General features: G+C 59.0%; 17 protein-coding genes and 2 pseudogenes. 11 read left to right on the top strand and 8 right to left on the bottom strand.

Annotation, left to right across the window (positions count from 1 at the left end; translation table 11 throughout):
* Positions 1-160 precede the first annotated feature (160 nt).
* The gene (locus tag AC1DVH_RS18070; protein WP_477754954.1) at positions 161-625 is read right to left on the bottom strand and encodes a (2Fe-2S)-binding protein; all 465 of its coding nucleotides are present in this window, start codon (positions 623-625) and stop codon (positions 161-163) included.
* Between the two features lie 5 nt (positions 626-630).
* On the bottom strand, positions 631-1896 hold the full coding sequence (locus AC1DVH_RS18065) for a cytochrome c (protein WP_477754953.1): 1266 nt from the start codon (positions 1894-1896) through the stop codon (positions 631-633).
* A 286-nt stretch (positions 1897-2182) separates the two neighbouring features.
* Between AC1DVH_RS18065 and AC1DVH_RS18060 the strand changes: the two genes are divergently transcribed.
* The 4 genes from AC1DVH_RS18060 (at position 2183) to AC1DVH_RS18045 (ending at position 6187) form a co-directional block, all read left to right on the top strand.
* Positions 2183-2827 (top strand): DsbA family oxidoreductase, encoded by a 645-nt coding sequence (locus AC1DVH_RS18060; protein ID WP_477754952.1) that lies wholly within the window; start codon positions 2183-2185, stop codon positions 2825-2827.
* A gap of 37 nt (positions 2828-2864) precedes the next feature.
* Positions 2865-3977, top strand: coding sequence for an alkene reductase (locus AC1DVH_RS18055; RefSeq protein WP_477754951.1), 1113 nt, complete (start codon positions 2865-2867; stop codon positions 3975-3977).
* Between the two features lie 53 nt (positions 3978-4030).
* Positions 4031-5173 carry an FAD binding domain-containing protein gene (locus AC1DVH_RS18050; protein ID WP_477754950.1) on the top strand — a complete coding sequence of 381 codons (1143 nt, stop codon included), beginning with the start codon at positions 4031-4033 and terminating at the stop codon, positions 5171-5173.
* Between the two features lie 114 nt (positions 5174-5287).
* A complete protein-coding gene (locus AC1DVH_RS18045; RefSeq protein ID WP_477754949.1) occupies positions 5288-6187 on the top strand; it encodes a LysR family transcriptional regulator in 900 nt (299 codons plus the stop codon).
* A 52-nt stretch (positions 6188-6239) separates the two neighbouring features.
* Here AC1DVH_RS18045 and AC1DVH_RS18040 read toward each other — a convergent pair.
* A pseudogene (locus AC1DVH_RS18040) lies at positions 6240-6341 on the bottom strand (cupin); the annotation flags it as partial.
* 130 nt (positions 6342-6471) lie between these two features.
* Between AC1DVH_RS18040 and AC1DVH_RS18035 the strand changes: the two are divergent.
* Positions 6472-6714: a hypothetical protein gene (locus tag AC1DVH_RS18035; RefSeq protein WP_477754948.1), complete on the top strand. Its 243-nt coding sequence runs from the start codon at positions 6472-6474 to the stop codon at positions 6712-6714.
* A complete protein-coding gene (locus AC1DVH_RS18030) occupies positions 6635-7252 on the top strand; it encodes a nucleoside/nucleotide kinase family protein (RefSeq protein ID WP_477754947.1) in 618 nt (205 codons plus the stop codon). The genes AC1DVH_RS18035 and AC1DVH_RS18030 overlap by 80 nt, the downstream gene beginning before the upstream one ends.
* A 260-nt stretch (positions 7253-7512) precedes the next feature.
* On the opposite strand, the gene AC1DVH_RS18025 is transcribed toward AC1DVH_RS18030, so the two are convergent.
* Positions 7513-8022 carry a cupin domain-containing protein gene (locus AC1DVH_RS18025; protein WP_477754946.1) on the bottom strand — a complete coding sequence of 170 codons (510 nt, stop codon included), beginning with the start codon at positions 8020-8022 and terminating at the stop codon, positions 7513-7515.
* Positions 8023-8239: 217 nt separating this feature from the next.
* Between AC1DVH_RS18025 and AC1DVH_RS18020 the strand changes: the two genes are divergently transcribed.
* From AC1DVH_RS18020 to AC1DVH_RS18000, 5 genes are all read left to right on the top strand, one after another.
* Positions 8240-9004 carry a COG4705 family protein gene (locus AC1DVH_RS18020; protein ID WP_477754945.1) on the top strand — a complete coding sequence of 255 codons (765 nt, stop codon included), beginning with the start codon at positions 8240-8242 and terminating at the stop codon, positions 9002-9004.
* A 27-nt stretch (positions 9005-9031) separates the two neighbouring features.
* Positions 9032-9466: a hypothetical protein gene (locus AC1DVH_RS18015; RefSeq protein WP_477754944.1), complete on the top strand. Its 435-nt coding sequence runs from the start codon at positions 9032-9034 to the stop codon at positions 9464-9466.
* Between the two features lie 83 nt (positions 9467-9549).
* A complete protein-coding gene (locus AC1DVH_RS18010) occupies positions 9550-10215 on the top strand; it encodes a response regulator (RefSeq protein WP_477754943.1) in 666 nt (221 codons plus the stop codon).
* A complete protein-coding gene (locus tag AC1DVH_RS18005; RefSeq protein ID WP_477754942.1) occupies positions 10191-11549 on the top strand; it encodes an ATP-binding protein in 1359 nt (452 codons plus the stop codon). Before AC1DVH_RS18010 ends, AC1DVH_RS18005 begins: the two co-directional genes overlap by 25 nt.
* 163 nt (positions 11550-11712) lie before the next feature.
* A complete protein-coding gene (locus AC1DVH_RS18000) occupies positions 11713-12780 on the top strand; it encodes an alpha/beta fold hydrolase (protein WP_477754941.1) in 1068 nt (355 codons plus the stop codon).
* Between the two features lie 308 nt (positions 12781-13088).
* Here the strand turns inward: AC1DVH_RS18000 and AC1DVH_RS17995 are convergent, their stop codons facing one another.
* From AC1DVH_RS17995 to AC1DVH_RS17980, 4 genes and pseudogenes are all read right to left on the bottom strand, one after another.
* On the bottom strand, positions 13089-14249 hold the full coding sequence (locus AC1DVH_RS17995; protein WP_477754940.1) for an OmpA family protein: 1161 nt from the start codon (positions 14247-14249) through the stop codon (positions 13089-13091).
* A 29-nt stretch (positions 14250-14278) separates the two neighbouring features.
* Complete coding sequence (gene tssE, locus AC1DVH_RS17990) at positions 14279-14719, bottom strand: type VI secretion system baseplate subunit TssE (RefSeq protein WP_477754939.1); 441 nt, start codon at positions 14717-14719, stop codon at positions 14279-14281.
* Between the two features lie 3 nt (positions 14720-14722).
* Entirely contained in the window at positions 14723-15259 is a 537-nt protein-coding gene (tssJ, locus tag AC1DVH_RS17985; RefSeq protein WP_477754938.1) for a type VI secretion system lipoprotein TssJ, read from the bottom strand.
* A pseudogene (locus tag AC1DVH_RS17980) lies at positions 15240-15510 on the bottom strand (type VI secretion system baseplate subunit TssG); the annotation flags it as partial. The gene tssJ and the pseudogene AC1DVH_RS17980, both read right to left, overlap by 20 nt.

Below are 15510 nucleotides of genomic sequence, written 5' to 3'. Positions count from 1 at the left end.
CTGCCTGGCAGATCCGGCGCCAGGATCGCCGTCCCCAAGGTGTCCACTTCGGTGTCAGCGAAGGCACGCGGGATACCCGGGAGCATTGCGAATCCCATCACCAACGTGCCGTTTATCACGAAGGCGCGGCGGCTCAGATCGACGTTTTGCGCAGAGGATTTCATACCTTGCCTCCCTGCGCGATGACCGACTTGATAGCGGCAAGGATCCGCACATGAGTGCCACAGCGGCACAGGTTGGGAGCCATGTGGCGACGGATCGTTTCATCGTCCGGATGAGGGTTCGCCTCCAATAGAGCCTGCGCTCGTACGATCATCCCCGCGATGCAATAACCACACTGGGCCGCCTGTTCGTCGATAAAGGCTTTCTGCAACGGCCCCGGGTTGTCGGCGCTGCCCAGACTCTCCACTGTGCGCACTGATTTGCCTGCCAGCGCGCCGCAGGGTGTCAGGCATGAAAAAACCGGTTTATCGTTCACTAAAACGGTGCAAGCGCCGCACTGACCCAAACCGCAACCGAATTTCGTGCCATTGAGCCCTACCTGGTTGCGCAGGGCATACAGCAGCGGCATGTCTTGCGGGATGTCCAGTTCATGCGTCTTGCCGTTGATGTCGAGTGTGATCACGGTTGCTACTCCTGAGCCCGAATGCTCTTGATTGTCTTGTCGAGGTCCGTCCAGGGTCTGGTCGGGCAGCTCTCGTTGCGCAAGTACTCGGCAATTGCGGCGAGGTGGGAGTCATCCAGACTGTCTGCGAACGCAGGCATGTAGTGGCTGGTAGCGGCGGTGGACATCGGGATGCCCTGCAGGATGGTTTGGATCAGGTTACGTGGCGAGTCCGCCGTCACTGCGCTGGTGTTTGCCAGAGCGGGCCTCGATTCAATGGCGCGCATGGGGGCGGCGGAGCCGTGGCAACTTGCGCAGGCACCGTCGAACAGCGACGCACCCGGCAACGCCTTGGCACTGGGCTTGGCCTCAGGGGAGCAGGGCGGTAACGTCACGTCCGAAGAGGTTTTTTTGAGGTCAAGAATATAGCGGGCGATGGTATGGGCATCTTCCACCGGCAATTGCGCAATGCTCAGGCTGACCGGCAACATCGGGCCCGCCGCCGCACTGTGATCTTCGGCGACCTTGCCCGTCAGATAGGCGACCAATTGGGCTTCATTCCAGGGGTGTTGCGCTTCGGCCATCCCGCGCAGGGAGGGGGCCGTCCAGCCGTCGACGATACTGCCATTGAACAGTTCGCTGCTCTTCTCGCCGCCTATCAGATTCAGGGGCGAATGGCAGGATGAACAGTGTCCCGCGCCTTCGACCAGATAGCGTCCGCGGTTCCATTGCGCTGACCGGTCGGGAAGTGGTTCCAACGGATCCCCATGCAGGAACAGCAAGTTCCAGAAAGACACCAGCGCACGGAAGTTCATGGGGAAAACCATATGGTTTTCAGGTGCGGTGTATTTGACCGGGTCCACGCTCATCAGGAAGGCGTAGGCATCCGCGATATCGGCATCACTCAACTTTCGATAATGCACGTACGGGAAAGCCGGATAGAGAAAGTGACCGTCGCGGGCGATGCCTTCACGCATGGCTCGTTCAAAGGCCTCCAGCGACCACTTGCCGATACCGGTTTCCCGGTCCGGGGTGATGTTGGTGGTGAAGAGTGTTCCGAAGGGCGTTTTCAATGGCAATCCGCCCGCCATGTAATCGCCTCCTGGCCGCGTGTGGCAGACCGCGCAGTCTCCCGCTTCGACGATGCGCCGGCCTCTGTCCAGGGTTTCGCGTCCGGCACTCTGAGGCTGGCTGGCAGTAGCTATTTCCGGCCTCCAAATCATCCAGAACGCGAACCCTATCCCCACCACGCCAAGCGCCAGAACGGCACCGATGATCGTCTTGCGCTTCATCGCCTAACCTCTCGAACTGAGTAAACGACAGATTTTTCAATCCGCCGCGTGCGATTGGCGTACGGCGACTTTCTGCTCAGAGAGCTTAAACAGGGCGCTTGTGATGGAGTACCCCATCAAGGCGCAACGCTACATTGCGCCGGGCGCAACGACGGCAGTGCGCCGGCGCGCAGATCACCTCATCGTTGCGTTTTGCGAAAAGCAACGTTGCGTGGCAGGCGGATTCTCCGGGGGGCGCCGGACGCTTACCTTGGGGATGTGAAAACATTCAACCAAGGAGACCGTCATGAGTTTGCACTCATCCACTATTCAGGTGACTTACGACTTCATCTGCCCATGGTGCTGGATCGGTGAGGTGAATCTCGAACGCGCGCTTGCCGCTTCGGTTTTTTCAACTGACCGCCAAATCAGTTTCCTGCCTTACCAATTGAACCCGGACATGCCTGTTCGAGGCATGGATCGTAAAGCCTATCGTTCTGGCAAATTCGGYAGTTGGGCGCGCAGCCAGGCCATGGACGCGCAGGTCACCCACGCCGGTAAGGCCGTCGGCCTTGGCTTCCATTATGAGCGTGTCGAAACAACCCCCAACACCATGGCAGCGCATCGGTTGGTATGGCGGGAGCAACAGGCGGGTAAAGACGCTTCATTCCTGGTCAAGGCCATTTTCAAGGCGTACTTCGGCGAGGGGCGGGATATCGGCGACCTTGATGTGTTGGCCGATATCGGTGGCGAAACAGGGCTCGACCGAGGGGCCATTGTCGACTTTCTCAACACCGATGAARGCACTGCTGAAGTCTTGAAACTCGAAGAGCAAATCAAGGCGTCCGGGGTGCGCTCGGTGCCGAGTATTCAGATCGCGGATGACGTGATCAGTGGCGCGCAACCCACCGAAATAATGATCCAGATACTGAAACGAAACCAGGCAGCTTGAGCCGCTTGTTCAATCCCGATCCATTCAGGAAATCATCATGTCTCGTCACTTGTTCAGCCCAATCAAACTCGGCCAACTCAACCTCAATCACCGTGTCGCCATGGCACCTCTGACTCGCTCACGGGCGGGGCAGCCCGGCAACGTACCGACATCGATGAACGTCGAGTACTACCGCCAGCGCGCCAGTGCCGCGTTGATCATTACCGAGGCTACTCAGATTTCGCAGCAGGGTCAGGGTTACGCCTGGACGCCCGGCATCCATAGCGACGAGCAGATTCACGGCTGGAAAGCGGTCAGCGAAGCCGTGCATGCAGAGGGTGGGCGCATTTTCCTGCAGCTCTGGCATGTGGGGAGGGTGTCACACCCCGTGTTTCAACCCGACGGCGGCTTACCGGTGGCACCGACCGCACAGCCGGTCCCCGGCAAGACCTTCATCCTGAATGAGAAGGGTGAGGGGGTGTGGGGTGATGTACCTGTACCTCAGGAACTGGACATTCCGGGGATCGAAGCGATCGTTTCCGACTTCCGCAAGGCCGCGCGCAATGCGCTTCTGGCCGGTATGGACGGCGTGGAAATCCACGCGGGCAATGGCTACCTGCTGGACCAATTTATCAACAGCGATAGCAATCAGCGTAGCGATCGCTACGGTGGAAGTATTGAAAACCGTGCGCGGCTACTGCTCGAAGTCGTGCAAGCGGTGACCGAAGAAATAGGTGCCGAACGCGTTGCTGTGCGCCTGACACCGATGGGACGTTTCATGGGGATGGGCGATGACACCCCGGAACAGACCTTTGGCTACATTGCTTCCCGGCTCAATCAATGGAATCTCGCTTACCTGCACCTGGTGGAACCGATGATGGTCGGCACGGTGCTCGATGAAAGTAATGATCCGCGCTGGGACGCCATCATCAAACAGCTGCGTACTGACTTCCACGGCGTTCTGATGCTGGCAGGTGGTTACAACGGAGAAACCGCTGAACTGGCCATCGCGCAGGGGCGTGCCGACCTCATCGCTTTCGGTCGGCCGTTCATTGCCAACCCCGACTTGCCGGCTCGCCTGCGCGGGCGCACCGAGCTCAATCTGGCGGACGGCAACAGCTTTTTTGGTGGCGACGCCAAGGGGTACATCGACTATCCGGCGCTGGCATAACGCAGCTCAAAACCGGTTGGTGTGGGAATCACCACTCTGCAAGGAGAAGGGTAATGAAGAGTCTGGATGTTCCAAAGGCCCTGGTCATTGGTGGTTCTCTGGGAGGACTGTTTGCCGCCACGGCGTTGCGGGCGATTGGCTGGCAGGTCGATGTTTTCGAGCGATCCCCCGCGGCAATGGATAGCCGTGGCGGTGGCATTGTTCTGCAAGCGGATGTCTTGCAGCATTTCCGCTACACGGGTATCCAACATACCCGTGCGCTAGGTGTCCGGTCCTATGATCGTCTGTATCTGGATCGAGCCGGTACCGTCGTGCATAAAGAACCGATGCCGCAAACGCAGACGTCCTGGAACACACTGTACAGCTCATTATTTTCTGCATTTCCTGTCGAGCATTATCACCGTGGCAAGACGCTGGTGGATCTGGCTCAGAATGAGCACCGAGTGACCGCGTTTTTTGCCGACGGCAGTCGTGCCCAGGCAGACCTGCTGGTGGGGGCCGATGGTGCGGGTTCATCTGTGCGAAGTATAGTGTTGCCCGGGGCGCAACATAGCTATTCGGGCTATGTGGTTTGGCGTGGACTTGTCGATGAAGACCGACTTCCTGACTTCGCCAAGACGCAGCTTTACCAGGATTTTGTTTTTCAACAGGACCCTGGATCGCTGATGTTGGAATACATGGTGCCGGGCTTGAACGGCTCCGTTGATCCTGGCGAGCGCCGGTTCAACTGGCTGTGGTATTTGAAAGCCGCGCAAGGGCCGGAACTGGACGCCGTGCTCACTGATCGCGACGGCCAGCGGCGTAGCCACTCCATTCCACCGGGGGCTTTGGCTGCGGAGCAGGAGGCTTACATACGGGAAATGGCGGAGCGGCATGCGAACCCGGCTTTTCGCGAATTGATTCGCCAGACCAAGGACATTTTTGTCCAGGCGATCCTTGATCTCAACGTTCCTCAAATGGTGTTCGGACGTGTGCTGTTGACCGGCGATGCCGCTTTTGTGCCGCGACCTCATACCGCCGCAAGCACGGCCAAGGCGGCCCGCAATGCACTGTTCCTGGCGCAAGCAATCGACAACATTGGCGACCTCGATAAAGCCCTGCAGGCCTGGCAAAAACAGCAACTTGCAGAAGGCAGGCGCATGGGGGACAGGGGGGTGAGCATGGGCAATCGGATCATGGGCATCACTCCATCCTGATTCAGGGGCTCATATCGGGCTTGATCCACTACTGATTGAGCACAGCCATGCAAGACGTACGACGCCTGGTCATGCACAGTCGCTACCTTTCCTTTTCTATCCCGGACGCCGTTTATGGATAAGTTGCTGGCGCTCAAAATGTTTGTCGAAACCGTACGCTGTGGTGGTTATTCGTCAGCGGCGCGCAAACTTGGTATCTCCACTTCGTCTGTGACTCGGCAGGTAGCGGGGCTGGAAAGCGAGCTGGGCGCCAGCTTGTTGAACCGCACCACGCGCAACACAAGCGTCACGGTGGCGGGGCAGAACTATTACGAAAAGGCAGTGGTGATCCTCGAGGCCATCGACGAAGCGGATGCCGTCGTGACCGACCGTGGCAGCAAAGCTCAAGGACGCTTACGGGCCAGCGTCCCGGTGGAATTCGGCCGACGCATCATCGCTCCTCATCTGGGGCGACTGCTGGATCGTCATCCCGGCCTGGAGATCAGCCTCTCGCTGAGCGACGAGGTCAGTGACCTGCTCAGCGAGCAAATAGATGTGTCAGTGCGTCTTGGTTCATCGGTCGTCAGTGATGACATCGTCAGCAAGCGCCTGGGCGATTTCCAGCGTTGGGTTGTGGCGAGTCCCGAATACCTGACGCGTACCGGACTGCCCCGACACCCCCGTGACCTGTTGGAGCATCAATGCCTGCGTTTTGATTACTGTACGGGCCACCACAGTTGGACATTCCAGGGCGATGAGGAAATCATTCGCTTGAATGTGCAGGGACGGCTGCAAAGTAACAACGCCGACATTCTGCGCGAGGCAGCGTTGGCCGGGGGTGGGGTGACGCTATTGGCTGATTGGCTGGTGCGAGACGATGTCAGCGCAGGTCGCCTGACGCGCGTGCTGGAGCAGTATGAGGTCAACCCTGGCAGTGCGAGCACTTGTATCAATGCGCTGTACCTGCCCAATCATCGTGGTTCCAGTCGCATCAATGTGTTCATTGAGTTTCTTCAGGAAATACTCGCCCCCTGAGCACGTCCTGTGCATTTGGCAAGCCAGCCCGGGCGTCATCGGTGTCATGGTTTCAGCTGAGCCGAATGTCCAGTGCGCGAAGATAGGTCTGCAAGCCTGCATCCTGAGTGGGGATCAAAAATGCTTCATGATCCGATTCGTTGAAATGAGCGTGCCTCAGAACCTGCAGTGGGGATCTGTCTCAGTACACCATTTAACTTATGGGCGATGACCGATGTTCATAAGCGGCTGTAACCCTGGATTTTGAGACCCGTTAGCCAGAAACCGGGTTAGAGTGTTCATCAATGTCTGTTCATAAGGGCCCTCCACTCGATTCGCGTAGTCGCGCCAAGCGGTTCCAGCGAACGAACAGGGCAAAAAAACCGTATATCAATCGTTATGTGAAAAATGAATCGTCCGCTGTTTGTTTCTCTAGATGGGCCCAAGGGAGCCGGCAAAACCACACTTTTGGAAGCCGTTACGAAAGTACTGAGGGCAGACAACAAAAAGGTGATCCGACTTTGCGAGAAAAAAAGCGATCCCTATAGGGGTGAAACAATGACCCTTGTGAACAAACTCGTCAGAAATCCCACCCGGGATTTGGAGTTGGAGGTTTGTGAGCGCTTTGCTGATAGCCGTACCTGGATTTCCCAGCACGTGCTGGCTAAACAGCCACCAGGCAGCATTATCTTGATCGATCGCTGGTACCCGTCTGATGCCGCGTTTCGCCGGATAGTCCCGTTTGCAGAGATTCTACAGTTGAACATCGATCGAAACGTGCGAGTGCCAGACCTGCATGTCGGGGTTGTCACCGCCCCTGAAATTTCATGGGCGAGGGCAGCGGCACGACGGCGTGGGCTGAGCAGTACTGTGATCCATAAGCTGGAAGAACATGTTGCTTGTACCAAGGCGTTCGAGCGAGCGATTGTAAATCACGGCTGGGTTTTATGTCGTAATGAAGGAACGATCGAAGACGCAACGATGCAGGTGATTTCTGAGATCTATAGCGTCCTTCGATGCCCCGTAGGCGAAGTTCGCTGCGCCGGCCTTGATGCGGTTGAGATAGCCGTAGATATAGATCGTTAGCAGGATCGAAGGGTTGATTTGTCGCCGCAGCGGTAGCCGGCTGATGCTTTGATCAGGGTGCCTGTCATCGAACTCTGAGCCGAAGTTTGCTGGAGCTGGGGTATTGAGTTGGCTCGAACAGGGATCGGGGATTGGTAGCTTGAAAGAACCTTTGGTAGAAGTTCCACCCAGACACATAATTTAACATAATATACATTACACGTAATGCCATATTACCGAATTGACCCTGACACACACAGATCTTGAAGCACGCAACCACCTCATCCAAGCGTCAGCTTTTCGATCAGCGCCCAATGCTCGGGAAATTGCTGACCGAGCTCTTGCCGGTCGCCCATTTCCATATCCGCGAAATCAAATCCTGGCGAAACCGCTTCACTGATCAAGCCGAATCCTGCAGCGCCTTGCATCACCTGCGAAGCTTTCCAGATTCCACCGGGCACGTGCAGCTGCAAGTATTGTCCGGCGAGAACGTCGTGACCCATCACGATGGTTTTCAACGTGCCGTCCGGAAAAATCAGCGTGTACTGAATCGGATCGCCCAGATGATAGTAATGAACGATGTCTGACTGGTTGAGATGGAAATGACCTATCGGAGAATCCTCGGTCAACAGATAAAAAATCGATGTCATGCAATGCCGTTGGCCACCCGCAGTTACAACCATGTTCTGGTCGTCCGATTGGTAGGTTCTGCGAAAGAATCCACCTTCGATATGGGGCTCAAGACCCAGGGTCTTGATCATTTCTCCAATTTGCAGGGTGCTTTGATTCATTTGCCGCGCGCCTCTCATTGGTGATTTTAGTGACACATTCGCAGCATTTATAAACATAACTCGACTAAATAGTGCTTTAGTCGAGTTGGCTTTTACTCTGGCTCGAAGCCGTACCAGAAAACCGCTCGACTTCCCCGCCCCTCAGTCTCAGCTAAGTTTCGCTGCGTATCGTCTCCCTTGCGCAAGTTCGGCGCTGCACAGGAGAGGCAACCCGCCCATGAAACCCCATACAGCCGGATGGCTCAACAAAGTACCCGAGGTGACGCTGTCATTCTGGGTGATCAAGATCCTGTCCACGACGGTGGGTGAAACCGGCGCGGACTTTCTCGCTGTCGATGCTGGCCTCGGCCTGGGCTGGACCAGCCTCGGCATGGCGACATTGCTGGCCATCGCCCTGTTCATACAGATGCGCAAAACCGCCTGTTCGCCCTGGATCTACTGGCTGACCGTGGTGCTGGTGAGTATCGTCGGAACGCAGCTTACCGACATCCTGACCGACGTTCTCGACGTCAGCCTGTACACCAGCACGGCGGTGTTTTCTGTCCTGCTGGCAGTCAATTTTCTGGTCTGGTACCGGGTGGAACACAACCTGTCGATCCGCGAGATCGTCACTCCTCGACGGGAATGGTTTTACTGGACGACCGTGCTCTGCACCTTTGCCCTCGGTACGGCGGCTGGTGACCTGGCCACCGAAGCACTGGGCCTGGGTTTCACCCTCGGTGCCGTGATTTTCGCCGCGCTGCTCGCCGCAACCCTGGTGGCCTGGCGCCTGGGAGCCAACATGGTACTGGCCTTCTGGATCGCCTACATCCTGACCCGTCCGTTCGGTGCTTCTCTTGGCGACTTGCTGACCCAATCCAGGACCTACGGTGGCCTCGGCATGGGCGCTACCTGGACCAGCGCGATTTTCCTGTGCGTCATCGTCCTGCTGGTGGCGGTCGCGCAGATCAGCGTCGGCAACCGCAAACCCGTCACTCAGTAACGCTTATTAGTCCATCAAGGAATCGTCATGCGCCCTTTTCAACACATCATTCGCCACGTCGCCATTGTCTCGTCGATTTTTCTGCTGGGCATCGCCGCCGGCTGCTCGAAACCTGYCGACAAGCCCGCTGCTGGCGCTGCATCCGGTGCGATGAGTGCACAAACCCAGGCCGGTTCAAAACTGGGTGACCTGTCCGAGTTTCGCAACATCGCCGCCGACGTTGCCACGATCGTTGATAAAAACGACCTGCCGGGCGCGAAAGCCCGCATCAAGGACCTCGAGAGCGCCTGGGACTCGGCCGAAGCCGGGATCAAGCCTCGTGCCGCCAGCGACTGGCATGTCGTGGACAAGGCCATTGACCGCGCGCTCGACGCCTTGCGCGCCGGCAGCCCGCAACAGAGCGACTGCAAGGCCCGCATGGACGAGCTGATGAAGGCCTTCGATTCGATGAAAAGCGCGTAATAACCGGGCGGACAAACGCCGGTACAGGTGCTTCAATACAGGCGCGTCGGTCATCACCGCCGCGCCTTTTTTCGGAGCGGGACATGCGCATATTGCTGGTCGAAGATGACCCGATGATCGGGGACGCCATCCAGGGCGCACTGAGTGATGCGAGCTACGCGACCGATTGGGTGAAAAACGGCCTTACCGCACTCTCGGCGCTGGAGACCCAGCCCTACGACCTGGTGCTGCTGGACCTCGGGTTGCCCGGCAAGGACGGGCTCGATGTCCTCGACAGCATTCGCGCCCGCAACAACCCGGTGCCTCTGCTGATTATCACTGCACGGGACAGCCTCGACGATCGCCTGCGCGGCCTCGACGGTGGCGCCGACGACTACCTGCTCAAGCCCTTCGACTTGGCCGAGTTGCTGGCCCGCATGCGCGCCGTGCTGCGCCGTAACGGCGGGAGCGCCCAGTCATTGCTGGACAACGGCGTGGTGGCGCTGGACCTGGTGTCGAAACAGGCGAGCACTGCCGAAAACCCCGACGTGCAACTGTCCAGCCGCGAGTTCGCCCTGTTACAGGCCCTGTTGATCCGCCCGGGCGCGATCCTCTCGCGCAGCGAACTCGAAGACCGCCTCTACGGCTGGGGCAACGAAGTGGAAAGCAACGCCGTGGAGTTTCTGATTCATTCGCTGCGGCGCAAGCTGGGCAACCAGGTCATCAAGAACGTCAGGGGTATGGGATGGATGGTTTCAAAAAGCGCTTGATCGACTCGGTGCAGGTACGGCTGTCGGTCGCGCTGTCGCTGGCCATCCTGATCGTGGCGGTGCTGGCCGGGGTGTTTGCATTCGTCTCGGCCCTCGACGAAGCCCATGAAATGCAGGATGAAACCTTGCGTCACGTGGCCGTGCTGTTCGATCGGCAGCAGATGACCCTGCACTACCCCGCTGCCGAAAAAATCGCCGGCGACGACGAAGAATCCAGGGTCATCGTGCAATACCTGGCCGACAGCAGCAAAGCCGCCGGCCACACTGACGACAGCGTCATACCGCTGCCCTTCCCTACGACGCTGGCCGATGGTCTGTCGACCTTGAACATCGCCGGCGAAGACTTTCGAGCGCTGGTCAGGACCACCGCCCGGGGCGAGCGCATCGTCGTCGCCCAGGAGACGGGTGTGCGCGACAAGGAGGCGCGAGAGAGCGCCTGGCGCAGCCTGCTGCCGTTTCTCATTCTGTTTCCGGTGCTGTTGCTGGTGGTGAGCGATCTGGTGCACAAGCTGTTTCGCCCCATTGCCACCCTCTCCGATGACATAGACCGACGCGACAAACAGCCCCTGCACCCTATCGACGAGAACCATCTGCCAAGCGAGATCCGCCCTTTCGTCGTGGCCATCAATCGCCTGCTGGCACGGGTTGCACAGTCCATGGAAACCCAGCGCCGCTTCATCGCCGATGCCGCCCACGAACTGCGCTCGCCCATGACAGCCCTGTCCCTGCAAGCCGAGCGACTGAAAGCCACACCCATGCCGACGCAAGCCGTCGAGCGCCTGCTGCCACTGTCTCGCGGCATAGAGCGCAGCAGAAAGCTGATCGATCAATTGCTGGCCCTGGCCGCCGCACAATCGAACGCCGAGCGGCCGCAGACCAGGGTGTCGGTGCATGAGGTCTATCGACGGGTGCTGGAGGACCTGTTACCACTGGCGGAACGCAAAAACATCGACATCGGTGTTGATAGTAGCGAAGACGTGCAGGTCGTCATCAACGAAATGGACCTGCTGATCCTGGTCAAGAACCTGGCAGACAACGCAATCCGCTACACCCCTTGCGGCGGACGCGTCGACCTGTCGGTGGAGCTCGCACAGGAAACCGTGATCCTTCAGGTCAAGGATTCCGGCCCTGGCATCACCGCCGATGAACAACCGCGCGTGTTCGACCCCTTCTATCGCAGTGTGGGCACCGAAGAGGCAGGCTCCGGGCTGGGCTTGTCCATCGTCAGGGCCATCGTAGAGCGTACCGGCGCTCGCGTGCGCCTGAGTTTCTCGGACGAGACGAACAAGCGCGGGTTATGTGTCTCGATCGAGTTGAAAAGAGGCTCAGGCTAAATGTCTATGTATCACAGTGTGTCAATGTGACTTCTCGATACACAGACTTTCATCGGGCCTGCGATTCGACACAGGCCGGATACATTGCCGCGTTTCAATGCAAGCCAGGTTTGAAGGGGCTCGGACCGGACCCCTGACCCATGGCTGGTAATGGAGACATCCCATGAAGATGGCACTGCGCAACAGCAACCCCCGCAACACTCGCCGCCACCTGGTCGGCCCTTCGATCCTCGCGCTTACGCTGTTCGGCGTGCTCGGCGCGGCCCACGCGCAAACGGCCGCCACCACGCAGCCAGGGGCGCCCCCTGCCGCTACCACGCAGGCGGCGCCCCTGCCCTTCGGCCCGCTCAAGCATGTCAACGCCGGACTGCTGAACGTGGCGTACGCCGAAACCGGCCCGGCCAACGGGCCGGTGGTGATCCTGCTGCACGGCTGGCCGTACGACATTCACAGCTATGACGAGGTCGCACCGTTGTTGGCCGCCAAGGGCTATCGGGTGCTGATGCCCTATGCACGCGGCTATGGCGATACGCGTTTCCTGTCCGTAGAAACCGAGCGCAACGGCCAGCCGGCTGCGCTGGCCAGTGATGTCATCGACTTCATGGATGCCCTGAAGATCAAACAAGCAGTGCTCGGTGGCTATGACTGGGGTGCGCGTTCGGCCGATATTGTCTCGGCGCTGTGGCCGGAGCGGGTCAAGGCACTGGTCTCGGTCAGCGGTTATCTGATCGGCAACCAGGCAGCCGGCAAGAACCCGCTGCCACCCAAGGCGGAATTGCAGTGGTGGTATCAGTTCTACTTCGCCACTGACCGCGGACGCGCCGGTTACGAGAGAAACACCCACGACTTCGCCAAGCTGATCTGGCAACTGGCTTCGCCGAAATGGGCATTCGATGACGCCACCTTCGACCGCAGTGCCAAGGCGCTGGACAACCCGGACCATGTCGACATCACCGTGTTCAACTACCGCTGGCGCCTGGGCCTGGTCCAGGGCGAAAGCCGATACGAAGCGCTGGAGCAGAAGCTGGCCACGGCGCCGTCCATCAGCGTGCCGACCATTACCCTGGAAGGCGATGCCAACGGCGCGCCCCACCCTGCCCCCGAGGATTACGCCAAGCGTTTCACCGGCAAGTACCAATTCCGGCTGATCAGCGGCGGCATCGGCCACAACCTGCCGCAGGAAGATCCGCAGGCGTTCGCCAAGGCGGTGATCGATGCGGATCATCTTTGAGGGCCGATCCGGCATTCGCCTGCTGTTGCCGAATAACCACCTCCGTGGGCACGGTCCCTTGTAGGAGCCAGCTTGCTGGCGATGGCCGTAAACGATAACGCGTGTGAACTGGATAAACGCGGTGCACTTGAGTCCATCGCCGGCAAGCCGGTTCCTACAGGGTATGCACCTGATCAGTCATCCAGCGTTCAATGCCCCTTTCAGCCTTGTTCGGGTAGGTCCAGCCCAGCGCCACAATACAAAGAAGGTTCTCTTGATACTGTAAACCGGACATCGGCTCCCCCCGGCATCCGCTTCCGAAGCAAACCTCAGGTCGACGACTGACAGGCGCCCTTTTCCGGTACCAGACGAATATCGACACGACGGTTGGCTTCCCGCCCCGCCTCGGTGTCATTGCTGGCTATCGGTTGACTGGCGGCAGCCCCCCGAACGGCAAAGCAACTGGCCGGGATGTCACCCATGCGTTGCATCCAGTCGTGCACGCTGGCGGCGCGGGCCTGGGACAGTCTGATGTTCTCTTCAGGATTGCCCGTGGCATCACTGTGCCCGGTGATGACAATCAACAGGTCTGGCTGAGCCTTGATGTCGACCAAGGCATTGATCAGTACCTTGGTCGAGCCGGGCTTGAGCGTGGCACTGCCTGCCTCGAACAGTGACAGACTGCGCAGATGCACGGGTTCGCCGATGTCCTGCTTGTGCTGGAAAAAGGCCAGATGGCGGGGCCCGCCCTCAGTAACCGAAATTGTCACCCAGCCCTGCCACCACAATCCACAAACCAGAATCAAGGTGGTGGCCACAGCAGACACCCACAGACGGATACGCCGCGTTTTTTTTCGCTGTTTTGAACCCGACAGATCGGGCAGCGGTGGGCTGGGAATGATCATCACCGGCATGAGATATTCCGGCACGTACCCCCCGATCGAAGGCAGCCCCGGTGCGCTCGACAAGCGCCTTGCCTGCGTCCGCTGCAGGAGATTGCCGACTTGTTGAGCCAATGCCAGCAGCGTTTGCGGAGCAATCAGCCCCGTGCATTCCAGGCGCGCGTTCAATCGCTCAAGCTCGGTGCCCAACTGGACAAGCGCCGGCAAGTGCCGCGAACTGATGTCCACACCCCGCAGCAAGGCCTGCAGTTGACCGAATAGCCAGGCCAGAATGTCCAAGCGCGCAGACTCCAAGTGTGGCCACACACCCGTCCAATCGCCGAGCAATACCTCGATCAGTGACACCCCTTGCACCATGCCATCCAGGCCATAGCGTTGACCGTTTGCCAGCGCGAAAGCCGCAGCGCTTTGCAGATCCGCGCCATTTTTCTGGAACAACGCCAGGCACAACTGCTCTATCCGGCCCCAATCCACGTCCGGACACGCCGGATGGCTCAGATGGGTCAATTCATCGCGAAGTGCGACAAACTCGTCAAAGTCCCGTGGATCACCACCTGCCCGCACATGAATCGCAAACAACCCGGTCATTTCCTTTCCTTCCTTTTGCCTGTCCGATGTCACGGCGTCGACAGGTAGCTCTGCCGTTTGAGGTGACGCATGAGTACCTTGCCTTCAGGCGCCAGAGTGGTGCCGAAGGTCACCCGTTTGCCGCCTTTGAGTTGCATGTCGAGGGCATACTCCAGATGGCCCGGCAGCACCTGTGCCAACAAATCAATGCTGACTGCGGCCAAACGCGGTTCGTACTTGAGCAGGGTCTTGCTCATCGTTTTCATCAGGTCATGGGCCGTGGCGGGCAATCCCTGCAGGATCACGCCCATGTCCGGCAAGCCGTAGTCCGGCAGGTGGCTGAGCGTGCCGGCGCGGCTATTGAGGATGCGTTGCAGATTGTCCAGCACCGACAGGATTTGCTGGTCTTCTTCGCCGACTCGATACAGTTCCAGTTCGCCATCGAAGTTCTGCAGGAGCATTTCATACAGCGAAGGGTTGAGATCGGTCATTGCCTACTCCTTCGCCAATGGCCGCAATGTCAATCGGTTGTCTCCCAGCTCGATCACCCGAGGCTGGTCCGGTTCAAGGTCATTGCGGGCCAGGGTCAGGCGCCAGGTGTTCATTCGGGTGTCCGGTTGACGGAACAGACCGACCACCGTGACGAATTTTGCGTCCCTGTTCATGGGTACGCTCAGTAACGCACCCTCGCCGGGCTTGATCACCACGGCATGCGCGTCCAGCAGATCGGCACTGAGTGTGCTGTCGCCATGGCTGAGCAGGCTGTCATAGCTGGCCTGCTCCACGGCTTTACTGTCACGCAATTGGTACACCCGCACCAGGGTCGGAACTGACAATGCACTCATGTCCGTTTCATCGGTGTTGTTCGCCGCTCGACCGGAAAAGTCCAGGTGCAGCGTCGTGACCTGCTTGTAGAACACGGCCCGTGCCGCCGAGGCGGTGCTGTCCGAGACGGTCTGGGTCAACCCGCAACCGCCGAGCAAGGTGCCCAGCGTCACCCATGCCAATGAATTACCCAGCGTACGCAACATGCTGTACCTCCCTGTTCCGTGGATTCTGCGAAAGGCCCTGGTAGCGACCAAGGTTGATGGTGATGGTGTCGTGCTGCGCGGTTTGACAGGCGTCACTGCCCTGCGCCAATACGCCGGTCATGCCAAGCAATACCTGCGCATGGCCCAATACCGGCGCTGGCAGGCTGCGCATCGGTAGCTGCAACTGCAGTTGCGCAGTGCAGCGCCAGCCCAGGTACACGCGCAGCAACACCAGCAGGTCACTGTGCAAC

The sequence above is a fragment of the Pseudomonas sp. P4_C3 genome (genome assembly GCF_056402075.1).
Note: the sequence above shows the minus strand (reverse complement) of the source record. Positions and strands in the feature narration are given on the sequence as shown.

Bases quoted from the DNA above. Each gene is read 5' to 3' on its own strand.
- AC1DVH_RS18065 (WP_477754953.1), bottom strand. From the start codon at position 1,896: ATGAAGCGCAAGACGATCATCGGTGCCGTTCTGGCGCTTGGCGTGGTG.
- AC1DVH_RS18055 (WP_477754951.1), top strand. From the start codon at position 2,865: ATGTCTCGTCACTTGTTCAGCCCAATCAAACTCGGCCAACTCAACCTC.
- AC1DVH_RS18050 (WP_477754950.1), top strand. From the start codon at position 4,031: ATGAAGAGTCTGGATGTTCCAAAGGCCCTGGTCATTGGTGGTTCTCTG.
- AC1DVH_RS18045 (WP_477754949.1), top strand. From the start codon at position 5,288: ATGGATAAGTTGCTGGCGCTCAAAATGTTTGTCGAAACCGTACGCTGT.
- AC1DVH_RS18035 (WP_477754948.1), top strand. From the start codon at position 6,472: ATGTCTGTTCATAAGGGCCCTCCACTCGATTCGCGTAGTCGCGCCAAG.
- AC1DVH_RS18025 (WP_477754946.1), bottom strand. From the start codon at position 8,022: ATGAATCAAAGCACCCTGCAAATTGGAGAAATGATCAAGACCCTGGGT.
- AC1DVH_RS18020 (WP_477754945.1), top strand. From the start codon at position 8,240: ATGAAACCCCATACAGCCGGATGGCTCAACAAAGTACCCGAGGTGACG.
- AC1DVH_RS18010 (WP_477754943.1), top strand. From the start codon at position 9,550: ATGCGCATATTGCTGGTCGAAGATGACCCGATGATCGGGGACGCCATC.
- AC1DVH_RS18005 (WP_477754942.1), top strand. From the start codon at position 10,191: ATGGATGGTTTCAAAAAGCGCTTGATCGACTCGGTGCAGGTACGGCTG.
- AC1DVH_RS18000 (WP_477754941.1), top strand. From the start codon at position 11,713: ATGAAGATGGCACTGCGCAACAGCAACCCCCGCAACACTCGCCGCCAC.
- AC1DVH_RS17995 (WP_477754940.1), bottom strand. From the start codon at position 14,249: ATGACCGGGTTGTTTGCGATTCATGTGCGGGCAGGTGGTGATCCACGG.
- tssE (WP_477754939.1), bottom strand. From the start codon at position 14,719: ATGACCGATCTCAACCCTTCGCTGTATGAAATGCTCCTGCAGAACTTC.
- tssJ (WP_477754938.1), bottom strand. From the start codon at position 15,259: ATGTTGCGTACGCTGGGTAATTCATTGGCATGGGTGACGCTGGGCACC.